The organism is Geobacter sp., assembly GCA_009684525.1.
Classification (GTDB): Bacteria; Desulfobacterota; Desulfuromonadia; order Geobacterales; family DSM-12255; genus Geoanaerobacter.
On sequence record WKKR01000004.1, the window covers coordinates 285524 to 296750 of the forward strand.

Consider the following 11227-nt stretch of genomic DNA (forward strand, 5'->3'; position numbering starts at 1 on the left):
CGCTCAGCAAGGATGATCGCATGACCGGTATCGACATCCCGAAAATCCTTGAGCTCGCCCCCTCCCCGGCCTACGTGGTGGACCTGGGACGGCTGCGCCATAACCTGGCGATCCTGGATGAAGTGCAGAAAAGGAGCGGCGCAAAGATCCTGATGGCGCTCAAGGCCTTTGCCATGTGGAGCGTCTTCCCGATCATCCGCGAAACCCTGCAGGGGGTCTGCGCCAGCAGCCCGTGGGAAGCACGACTCGGGCGGGAGGAGTTCGGCGGCGAGGTGCATTCGTTCGCTGCCGCCTTCAGCGAACGGGACGTCATCGAGCTTTTGGAGATATCCAACCACCTGGTCTTCAACTCCTTTGGCCAGTTGGAGCGCTTCCGGCCGCTCTGGGAAAAAAGCGGCGTTTCCATCGGACTGAGGGTGAACCCGGAGCACTCCGAGGGGCATACCGCCATCTACGACCCCTGCGCGCCCCTGTCGCGGCTCGGCATCCCCCGGCGGCAGTTCGACGGCAGGTCGCTGACAGGGGTAGAGGGGCTCCATTTCCACACCCTCTGCGAACAGCTCTTCGAGCCGCTGGAGCGGACCGCCAGCGCCTTTGAGGAAAAGTTCGGCGAGTTTCTCCCCACTATGAAATGGCTGAACCTTGGGGGCGGGCACCACATTACCCGGGAAGGATATGACATCGACGGACTGGTGGAGTTGGTGAAGCATTTCCGGGACAAATACGGTGTGGAAGTCTACCTGGAGCCTGGGGAGGCAATCGCCATCGGCACCGGCATCCTGGTTTCCGAGGTACTGGACGTGGTGGACAACGGCATGGAGATCGCCATCCTGGACGTCTCCGCCACCTGCCACATGCCGGACATCCTGGAGATGCCCTATCGGCCCGGAATCACCGGAGGTTGCGATCCCGGCGTCAAGGCCCACACCTACCGGCTGGGGGGCCCTTCCTGCCTGGCCGGCGACGTGATCGGCGACTGGTCCTTTGACCGGCCGCTCAGGCCCGGCGACCGGCTGGCCTTCGAGGATATGGCCCATTACACCATGGTAAAGACCACCACCTTCAACGGTATCCGGCACCCATCCATCTGCACCTATGAGCCAGAAACCGGCGAGTTGAAGGTGGTGCGAAGCTTTGGGTACGAAGACTTCAAGTGCAGGCTGTCTTAGGGGGGGCGATATCTTCCGACCATCTCGACGCCGTGTCCTCGAAACCCCGCCTCAACGCAGCGCTGCTACGTTTCGGCACGGTTTCTGCGGGCCGACGCCGATCTGGCCACAATTTGCGAAGCAAATTGGACAGCGAAGGCTGCCCGCAGGGCGAGGTCGCAGACCGAATCAAAATCTCCCGCCCCTGGGGAAAAAGCAAGGCTTACGATTTAGACGACACCACAGCGGTGACAGATTCGCGATGATGACGGCGTCGATGAGGAGGGCCGGCCGCAGGCGTAGCAGCGCTACGCCGAGGAGCGGACCGACGAATCGGCGGCGTCAGGGCGCGAATATGGCACCGCCCTAGGAGAGTATATGGAGCGATGGTCGATTAATGATTCCGCCAAAATCTACAACCTGGACAACTGGGGGGCTGACCTCTTCTCCATCAATAAGAAGGGGAACGTCTGCGTCCACCCCTCGCCGACCTCCAAGCACTCCATCGACCTGCGGGCGCTCATCGACGACCTGATCAAACGGAAGATCAAGCCCCCGATCCTCCTCCGCTTCATGGACGTCCTCCAGGGGCGGATTGCCAGCATCAACCGCGTGTTCAAGAACGCCATCCAGGAAAACGACTACCCTGCCCGCTACCAGACCTTCTACCCGGTCAAGGTGAACCAGCAGCGCCAGGTGGTCGAGGCGATCGCCCAGTACGGCAAGCGTTACAACATCGGCCTGGAGGTCGGTTCCAAGCCGGAACTGGTGATCGGCATCTCCTTTGCCACCGGCAACGGCATCCCGATCATCTGCAACGGCTACAAGGACACCGAATACATCGAGACGGTCCTCTACGCCACCAAGATCGGCTACGACATCACCATCGTGGTGGAGAAGATGTTCGAGCTGGAAAAGATCATTGCCATCTCCAAGAAGACCGGCATCATGCCGAAACTGGGGATCCGCGTCAAGCTCTCCTCCAAGGGGACCGGCAAGTGGGCCACCTCGGGGGGCGAGGATGCCAAGTTCGGCCTTCGCATGTCCGAGATCATCGCCGCCATCGGCATGCTGGAGGAGCACGGTCTCATCGACTGCGTAAAGCTCCTCCACTTCCACATCGGCAGCCAGATCACCAAGATCGACAAGATCAAGAGTGCCCTCATCGAAGGGACCCGGATCTACACCGAGATGAAGAAGCTCGGCGTCGGCATCGAATACGTGGATATCGGCGGCGGCCTGGGGGTCGATTACGACGGCTCCAAGTCCAGCTATTTCTCCAGCGTCAACTACTCCATCGAGGAATACGCCAACGACGTCATCTACCAAATCAAGAACATCTGCGAAGATGCCGGGGTGGAATGCCCCAACATCATCTCCGAATCGGGCCGGGCAACGGTCGCCCACTACTCGGTACTGGTCACCAACGTGCTGGACACCAACACCTCCAACACCATGCCCGATTTCGAGGAGATGCTGAACAGCGCCGAGAAGCTCGCCCCAACGGTCAAGAAACTGTTGGACATCTACAAGAGCATCGACCGCTATTCCCTTCGCGAAGACTACCACGACACGGTACAGCTCATCCAGGAAGCGGTGAGCCTCTTCAACCTGGGCTACCTAACCCTCAACGACCGGGCAATCGCCGAGTGGCTCTACAGCAAGATCCTGCGCAAGATCAACAGCATCGTGGAAAAGATCAGGCCGATCCCGGAGGAGCTGCAGAATTTCCACCTGAGCCTGCGCCAGACCTATTTTGCCAACTTCTCCCTCTTCCAGTCGATCCCCGACTCCTGGGCCATCGACCAGCTCTTCCCCATCGTGCCGATCCAGCGGCTGAACCAGCGACCCGATGTCATGGCCTCGATAGCCGACATCACCTGCGATTCGGACGGCGAGATCACCAGTTTCGTCGGCGAGCAGGGGCGGACCAAGTTCCTGCCGCTGCACAAGATCCGCAAGGGGGAGTCCTACTTCATCGGCTTCTTCCTCATCGGAGCCTACCAGGAGATCCTGGGGGACATGCACAACCTGTTCGGCGACACCAACGCCGTCCATGTCACCTTCAACAAGCGGACCGGCTACCAGATCGACACGGTCATCAACGGCGACGCCACCTGGGAAAGCCTCAAATACGTCCAGTATAAGGGACCGGAGATCCTCAAGCACGTACGCCACACCCTGGAGAAAAACGTGGCCCTGCGCAAGGTCTCCATCGAGGAGAGCAGCCATTTCCTCGAACTTCTGGACAAGACGCTGCTCGGTTACACCTATCTGGGTGAATAGCAGAGCATTAACGATTGCGGCACGTTGCGTGCCACTCTCTCAAGACCCAAAAAGCCCCCGGCGCTCCTTGTTGGAACGCCGGGGGCTTTTTTTATCGGTCCGCAGCGAGTCTCCTCATTCCTTCAGAATCACGAAGGTGGGAAAAGGCCGGAGGGGAGAGTTGCCGTTACTGTCCGGCCGGAGCAGGTTTTGCCGAGGTCGGACGGCGCCGTTCGCGGAATTCATCGCGCAGGGCATCGTGTTTCTGCTGCTGTTCCGGGGTCAGGAACGTATGGATCTTGTCGTAGGTTGCATCATGCTGCGCCTGGATCTTCTGTCGCCGCTCATCCCTTGTCAGACCACCGTCTGCGCGGATCGCCCTCAGTTGAACCGCTTCCGCTTCCAGGATCGGCTTGATCTCTGCGCGCTGCTCCGGAGTGAGGCCGAGGCGTCGGGTCAGATGACCGAGCCGCTTTGCCACCGTATCCCTCGCCATCCGTCCCGTTCCACGTTTCACGACCGGAGCAGTATCCTGTTCTGCTGTCTGGGCAAAGGCTTCCACGGAAAGCGCTGCCATACCCACCGACACCGCAACCAGAGCCATCTTCTGCCATAATCGCATCATTGCCAATCTCCTTTCGTTCTGCAAATTGATATATTTTACAACGCAACAAACGGCCGGAGGTTGACACAAAAGTCGATACGAATGTCTGTTTTGCCGTTACCAGCTCCCCCGAAGGTCTGCCCGCTGTTTTTACGGCCATTTCAGCCCTTTGCCAGAATCTGCTCGACCCGAGCACCGTCCAGGGTCTCCTCTTCCTGCAGCGCAGCCGCCAAAAGGTCCAGCTTGGGCCGATTGGCCACCAGGAGCTGCTCGGCCTTCTCCTCAGCCTGCCGGATGATGACAGAAATCTCCTGATCGATCAGCCATGCCATCTCCTCGGAAAAACTCTTCTCCTCCGCCAGCTTTCGTCCCAGGAACGGGTGCTCCTCTCCCCGGCTGAAGGTCATGGGCCCCACCTTGTCGCTCATCCCCCACTGGCAGACCATCTTCTCCGCCAGATCGGTCACCATCTTCAGGTCGCTCTGGGCCCCGGTAGAGACCTCGCCGAACACCAGCCGCTCCGCCATCCGCCCCCCCAGTGCCACGGCCAGCCTGCTCTCCAGATAGCTTTTGGGATAGTGGTAACGGTCGTCCTCGGGAAGCTGCTGGGTAATCCCCAGGGCCATGCCGCGTGGGATGATGGTCACCTTGTGGATCGGATCGGTGCCCGGAAGATACTTTGCCACCAAGGTGTGGCCTGCCTCGTGGTAGGCGGTGATCCGTTTCTCCAGGGGAGAGATGACCATCTTCCGTTCCCCCCCCATCAGGATCTTGTCCTTGGCCCGCTCCAGGTGGTCCAGCGTCACCTTCTCGGCCTGCTCGCGTGCAGCCGTGATGGCTGCCTCATTGACCAGGTTTTCCAGGTCGGCGCCGGTCATTCCCGGCGTTCCACGGGCGATGATGGCCAGGTCCACGGCAGGGTCGAGCGGGATCTTCCTGACATGCACCTGGAGGATCTTTTCCCGGTCCCGCCAGTCGGGACGCTCGATCACCACATGCCGGTCGAAGCGGCCGGGACGGAGCAGCGCCGGATCGAGGACATCGGGGCGGTTGGTCGCCGAAAGGACAATGACCTCCTCATGCTGATCGAATCCATCCATCTCGGAAAGGAGTTGGTTCAGGGTCTGTTCGCGCTCGTCGTGGCCGCCGCCGAACCCGGCGCCGCGGCTCCGCCCCACGGCATCGAGCTCGTCGATGAAGATGATGCTCGGTGCGGACTTCTTGGCGCTGGCAAAGAGATCACGCACCCGGCTGGCGCCAACGCCGACAAACATCTCGATGAACTGGGAGGCGGAAATGGAGAAAAAGGCTACCCCGGCCTCCCCGGCAACTGCCCGCGCCAGCAGGGTCTTGCCGGTTCCCGGCGGCCCGACCAGCAGGACCCCCTTGGGGACCTTCCCTCCCAGGCTCTGAAACCGCTTCGGGTCCTTCAGGTAGTCGACGATCTCCTTCAACTCCTGCTTGCTGCTCTCCATGCCCGCCACATCGTCGAAGGTCACCTTGACCTGCTCGCCGACCGGATAGACCCGTGCCCCGGAACGGGCAAACCCGCCCAGAAACGAGCCGGGTCCCTGCGCTTTGGCGCTGCGCATGCCGATGAACCATATGGCAATGATGAGAATCCAGGGAAGGGTATAGATGAGGGCATTGAGAAGCGGTGACGGCTCGGTGGAGATGGCGGTCACCTCGACATTGCGGGCAGAGAGGTCGGTCATGAGCGTGGGATCGGCAATGGCGGGAAGCACCGTAAGGAATGCGGTCAGCTCCCGTTTCACAGTCCCCCCCTGCACTGTCAGTTCCACGGTGATCTTTCGCCGGAATTCCCCCTTGACCGAATGCCCTTTCATGGCAACCGATTTGATGTTGTCCTGGGCCAGTTCCTGGCGGAAGCGGCTGTAACTGATCTCACCAGCCCCCTTCTGCTGGACGAGCGCGGCATAGAGCAGGTTCATGGCCGCAATCATGACGAAAAAGATGATCAGGGGTTTCCATATCGACTGATTCATGACAACTCCTCCCAACAGATGGGCTCTCACTGCACAGTGTACCGGGTCTTGGCCTCATTACAACGGTTCTGCAGCGATCGAAACTGGAAAAGGGGGGCTGCCTGCAGCTCCCCCCTTTCCTGAATCTACTCTCGGCTTGTCAATCGCAGCTCTCCAGGAAGTTCCCGGCGCAAAACGGTTAAACCGCAAAGGCAGCCGCGTTCTGCCTATCGCCTGAAAAACGCCTTGAACTCCCTGACCGCCCTCACGATCCCTTGCTCTGTCACGTCAAGGTGGGTGACCATCCGCAGGGTTCGACCGGCGCGGATGATAATTCCCTGCTCCTGCAGGTGACGCTCCAGCTCCGCAGGGTCCCCCTTGGCAACGGTCACAAAGAGCATGTTGGTCTGGACCTCTGCCGGGTCGACCTCCAGTTCGTCGATACCGGCCAACCCCTCAGCCAAAAGCCGCGCATGGACATGGTCATCGGCTAGGCGCGCCACGTTGCGCTCCAGGGCGAAGATTCCCGCAGCCGCCAGGATACCGGCCTGGCGCATTCCTCCCCCGGCCACCTTGCGCCAGCGGCGTGCCGTAGCGATCACCTCGCGGTCACCGCACAGGACCGAACCCACGGGAGCACCCAACCCCTTGGAGAGGCAGATGTTGACCGTATCCAGATGGCAGGTGATCGCATCAACCGGCACCCCCAGCTTCACCGCGGCATTGAAGAGCCGGGCACCATCCAGGTGGAGCCTGAGCCGGTGACGGTCAGCCAATGCGCGCAGGCGGGGGAAATAACCGAGCGGGAGCACCTTGCCGGCCTGGGTGTTCTCCAGGCAGACCAGCCTGGTCCGCGCATAGTGGCAGTCGTCCGGCTTGATCGCCGCCTCGATCCGGTCCGGGTCGAGGGTGCCGTCCGGTTCGAAATCCAGCGGCTGCGGCTGGATACCGCCGAATACCGCGCCGCCTCCCCCTTCCCAGCGATAACAGTGGGCCGTCTGCCCGGCAATATATTCATCTCCCCGGGCGCAATGGGACAGCAGCGCCAGGAGGTTCCCCTGGGTACCGCTGGCAACGAAAAGGGCCGCCTCCATTCCTGAAAGCTCCGCAGCTTGCCTCTCCAGCCGGTTGACTGTCGGGTCCTCGGCATAGACATCGTCCCCCACCTCGGCCTCTGCCATGGCCCGGCGCATTGCCGCAGAGGGCCGGGTCACGGTGTCGCTGCGCAAATCGATTATCTCCTCCACATTCCCTCCTCGGTCGTCACGTCCCATCGGTGCAGCCATCTCCGCAATAAACGTTAACCCACTGAAATACCTAACACAATACACCGGATACCACAATCGGAAAACTTATTAAAACATAATTACAATATCGTAATGTTGGTATTGTTTACACGACAAATGAAGCTGTTTTTGGTATGTGCATACACCATTTACACTCGTTGCATGCGGAAACATACTTCTTAGCATAATAATTATATCTGGTTATATTTATGATTCTCAGACAAGTACCGTATGAAATCCCTCACGCTGTATCCAATCCACCCGGTCGGGAATTTTTACATTCTAATGGCATAATCCTCGATGAAACAGGTAGTAACGGATTTGGCACTTAAGAAAATCAGCGAGTTCACACAGCGTTTTACTGATGGCACCGCAATTGCTTAAGGTGGGTAACAGGACTCTTTTTGTATGGAAGATCGCTTCACCACGACACATAGGGAATAAGATTCAATTCAGGAAGCTGCCGGATGCAGCTCCACTTCTTTCAAGGAGGTAACATCATGAAAACACAACGTTCCATCGGTTCCGTACTTGCCATAGCCCTTCTCATCTGTGGTCTCTGGGCATCAACAGCCCTGGCAATTCCCTCATCATATACCCTGAGTGGATACGGGTATGGAGACCTGAACGGCGGTGATCCGGTATTCAATGAGGTGGCCTACAACATTACTCTGCAGTCAGACGCATCCTCATCCGTAGACAAAACATCCATAAGCGGCATCACCTATATCCTCGGTCTGTCCGGTTCCGTTACGCTCGGACCTGACGCATACCCCGAGCCAGCGAATACCATTGCCTACAACCAATTTGCCGGCAACTTTACCGATTCTCTGTATCTGTCTTTTGACACTACCAGCAATATCCTGGAATTTGGTGCTTACGATTCCACCGCAGGCGACGTGCTCTCCGGAGTATCTGCCTTCTGGACCTTTGCAGTAAACACCGCTTTGAATCTGGAAACGAACAGCTCTCCTTTTACGTATTTTGTTGATTCATATTTTGATCCGGCTAATGCCACTGGAAACATGTTGACTCCGGAATTCGAAGCTCTCATGTCCACTGGCGACGTGCTCATACTCGGAGCCGACACAATGGCATATTCAGCAGTTCCCGAACCGTCGACATTTGCCCTTATCGGAATCGGGATTGCAGGATTCGGGCTGGTACGCAGGTTTAGAAGCAGCAAACAGTAGTGAATCTTTATCTATCCCACCCACCCATTTCGGGTAGGATAGATGAATGAGACAAAAATGATCCTTTTTATCTCACCAACAAGACTACGCGATTCATATTTTAAGTTTGAGAGGAGATAAGGACATGGCCGCATCCGAACAGAACGGAAAAGGAATCTCCCGAAGAAAGTTCCTCCAGATCAGTGCCCTGGCCGCTGGCGCAACCATGCTGCCGATGCCGGTTCGCTGGCTGGGAACGAACAATGCCCAAGCCATCGCCCAGAGCCCGGCGCTCCTGAAGAGCCGGTCCTACCTGCTGCGTGGGTTGGCGCTTCCCCCCATGGTACTGGGGCTGATACCCAACACGGCATTCTATGCCAACGATCCGGGCGGCATCCCGGTTCTCGACGGGACTCCCGACCCGGCCTTTGCTGACACCCTGAAGTACAACGTGACGGCGAGCGAATTCACCGACCAGTTGCACCCCGACATGGGTCCGACCACCCTCTGGGGCTACCATGACACCAACAACCCGGTGAAGCGTCATCTGGGTGGAGCTATTATTGCAGCCCGCGGCACGGCAACCAGAATCCGCATGACCAACACTCTCCCCGCAACCCACATTATCCCGGTGGACAATTCCATCCCCGGTACCGGTCTCGGTGTTGCGCAGAACAGGATTGCCGTTCACCTCCATGGTGGTTTCATCCCCTGGATCAGCGACGGCGGCCCGTTCGACTGGTGGACTCCCAACAATGCCGGCGGCACCGGGCTCAGCTTCAAGAACGGCCCGGGCAGCCTGTTCGACACAGCCGATCCGATGGTCCTTGGCCAGGCCGACTACTACTACACCAACGACCAGAGCACCCGGCTCATGTGGTACCATGACCATGCCCACGGCATCACCCGTATCAATGCCTATGCCGGCGTGGCGACCGGCTATCTCTGCCTCGACCTGGCCCAAGAGCAGGCGCTCGGCACCTCCATCCCGCCGGTCACCAGTCTCATCCCGCTGGTCTACCAGGACAAGGTCTTCGTCAACGGCGATCCGGTAAACGGCACCCTGGTCACCGATCCCACCTGGGCAACGGTTGCCCCGGCACGGGCGCAGACCCCCGGCAGCCTCTGGTACGAGCATATCTACGACCCGAAACTCTTCAGACTCAAAAAAGGGCGTGGTTACCTGACTCCTCCCAATCCATCCTGCATCCCGGAATTCTTCGGCGACACCATGCTCTGCAACGGCACGGTCGCCCCGGTGGTCGAGGTGGAACCGCGCCGCTTCCGCTTCATGCTGCTCAACGCCTGCAATGCGCGGTTCCTCAACATCAGCATGCTGCAGGTACAGCCGAACTGCGAAGTCGTCACCGATCCGAAGACGCTTGCCCCTGCCAGCCAGTACGACTATGTCGCCAACGTCGCCGTTGCCGCAGCACCGCTGCCGGGGCCGCAGATCATCCAGATCGGCACGGAAGCTGGCTACCTCCAGGCTCCGGTCGTCTTCCCGGGAGGCTTTGTCCCCTTCAACCCGGCAACCTTTACCGGTAACCTGATCATCGGCTGCGCCGAGCGTGCCGATTTCATTATCGACTTCAGCGCTTACGCGCCCGGCACCGAGTTCGTCTTCTACAACGACGCCCCAGGCCCATTCCCTGCCGGTCCGCCCAGCAACGACTACTTTGCCGGCAACCCGGCAACCCCAGCAGCCGTGCTCGGATCGACCATCGACACGAGAAACATACTCCGTTTCCGGGTGAAGGCAGGTACCGTTGTCGATCCGCAGGTTGGCTTGCCGACTCTGCCGCCAATGGATCCGCCACCGCTCGCCACACCCGCAGCCGTAGCAGGTGGCCCGTTGACCGTGCCGGCAGGCACGCCGTTACGCGACCTGACCCTGAACGAAGACTTCGATGTCTACGGCCGTCTGCGTCAGACTATTGGCACCACCAAACCAGCCCTGGTCGGCAAGGGCTTCGGCCTCGACTACCTGGCACCGGCCACGGAAGTCATCGCCGCCGGCACCACCGAGGTATGGCGAATTTTCAACCTGACCGCGGATACCCACCCGATCCACTTCCACCTGCAGGACTGCCAGGTCATTTCCCGCCAGCCCTTCAAGGTGGTTTCGGGCAGGTTCACCCCCACCGGTGTCGCCCGCGGACCAGAGCCAAACGAGATGGGATGGAAAGAAACCGTCAGAATGAACCCAGGCGAGGTCACCTCCGTGATCTTCAAGTGGGACATGTCAGCGGTGCCGTTCACCGTACCGTTCAGCGACCGGCCCATGGGCGCGGCAGCAACGGTCATCCCGCAGGCCAACGAGTTCGTGTACCACTGCCACATCCTGGAGCACGAAGAACACGACATGATGCGGCCGCTAGTCATCACCGGAGTGAACCCGCAACGGCCGAACATCCTGCCGACCTCCGCCGCTGCCACGGTTACCGGCGCACCGGCTACACCGCTGCTCAGCTTTGCCGTCACCCTGGCGGCCGGCAGCACCATCGCCTCTATCGTAGCAACCTCCAGCGATGCCGGTTACCCGGCCCCTGCTGCGGTCACCACCGCAACCGGCTTCGACGTGACACTGCCGACACTGGTCATTGCGCCGGCAGCACCGATCAAGCTCACTTACACCGTAACCGACAGCACCGGGCTGAAATCATCGGTGACTATCACCGCAACCTGATCGTGACGGGGGTTACCCCTCCGTCCTGCTCATTCATGGCAGTTGCCAGCCCCGGCGCCTCGGCACCGGGGCTTTTTT

General features: G+C 59.5%; 7 protein-coding genes. 4 read left to right on the top strand and 3 right to left on the bottom strand.

Annotated elements, in window-relative coordinates; all coding sequences use genetic code 11:
• Window positions 1-20: 20 nt before the first annotated feature.
• The gene (gene nspC, locus GJT30_14570; protein ID MSM40836.1) at window positions 21-1169 is read left to right on the top strand and encodes a carboxynorspermidine decarboxylase; all 1149 of its coding nucleotides are present in this window, start codon (window positions 21-23) and stop codon (window positions 1167-1169) included.
• A gap of 357 nt (window positions 1170-1526) precedes the next feature.
• A complete protein-coding gene (speA, locus tag GJT30_14575) occupies window positions 1527-3434 on the top strand; it encodes an arginine decarboxylase (GenBank protein MSM40837.1) in 1908 nt (635 codons plus the stop codon).
• A gap of 166 nt (window positions 3435-3600) precedes the next feature.
• Here the strand turns inward: speA and GJT30_14580 are convergent, their stop codons facing one another.
• From GJT30_14580 to ltaE, 3 genes are all read right to left on the bottom strand, one after another.
• Window positions 3601-4038 (bottom strand): hypothetical protein, encoded by a 438-nt coding sequence (locus GJT30_14580; GenBank protein MSM40838.1) that lies wholly within the window; start codon window positions 4036-4038, stop codon window positions 3601-3603.
• A 140-nt stretch (window positions 4039-4178) separates the two neighbouring features.
• Window positions 4179-6023, bottom strand: coding sequence for an ATP-dependent zinc metalloprotease FtsH (gene hflB, locus GJT30_14585; GenBank protein ID MSM40839.1), 1845 nt, complete (start codon window positions 6021-6023; stop codon window positions 4179-4181).
• A 206-nt stretch (window positions 6024-6229) separates the two neighbouring features.
• Window positions 6230-7276, bottom strand: a complete 1047-nt coding sequence (ltaE, locus tag GJT30_14590) for a low-specificity L-threonine aldolase (protein ID MSM40840.1) — start codon at window positions 7274-7276, stop codon at window positions 6230-6232.
• A gap of 479 nt (window positions 7277-7755) precedes the next feature.
• On the opposite strand from ltaE, the gene GJT30_14595 reads away from it, so the two are divergent.
• Both GJT30_14595 and GJT30_14600 read left to right on the top strand, forming a co-directional pair.
• Window positions 7756-8481: a PEP-CTERM sorting domain-containing protein gene (locus GJT30_14595; protein ID MSM40841.1), complete on the top strand. Its 726-nt coding sequence runs from the start codon at window positions 7756-7758 to the stop codon at window positions 8479-8481.
• A 124-nt stretch (window positions 8482-8605) separates the two neighbouring features.
• Complete coding sequence (locus tag GJT30_14600; GenBank protein ID MSM40842.1) at window positions 8606-11149, top strand: multicopper oxidase domain-containing protein; 2544 nt, start codon at window positions 8606-8608, stop codon at window positions 11147-11149.
• Window positions 11150-11227: the final 78 nt, after the last annotated feature.

What these genes read in the sequence shown, in the direction of transcription:
- nspC (MSM40836.1), top strand. Translation starts at nt 21, where the DNA reads ATGACCGGTATCGACATCCCGAAAATCCTTGAGCTCGCCCCCTCCCCG.
- speA (MSM40837.1), top strand. Translation starts at nt 1,527, where the DNA reads ATGGAGCGATGGTCGATTAATGATTCCGCCAAAATCTACAACCTGGAC.
- GJT30_14580 (MSM40838.1), bottom strand. Translation starts at nt 4,038, where the DNA reads ATGATGCGATTATGGCAGAAGATGGCTCTGGTTGCGGTGTCGGTGGGT.
- hflB (MSM40839.1), bottom strand. Translation starts at nt 6,023, where the DNA reads ATGAATCAGTCGATATGGAAACCCCTGATCATCTTTTTCGTCATGATT.
- ltaE (MSM40840.1), bottom strand. Translation starts at nt 7,276, where the DNA reads ATGGGACGTGACGACCGAGGAGGGAATGTGGAGGAGATAATCGATTTG.
- GJT30_14595 (MSM40841.1), top strand. Translation starts at nt 7,756, where the DNA reads ATGCAGCTCCACTTCTTTCAAGGAGGTAACATCATGAAAACACAACGT.
- GJT30_14600 (MSM40842.1), top strand. Translation starts at nt 8,606, where the DNA reads ATGGCCGCATCCGAACAGAACGGAAAAGGAATCTCCCGAAGAAAGTTC.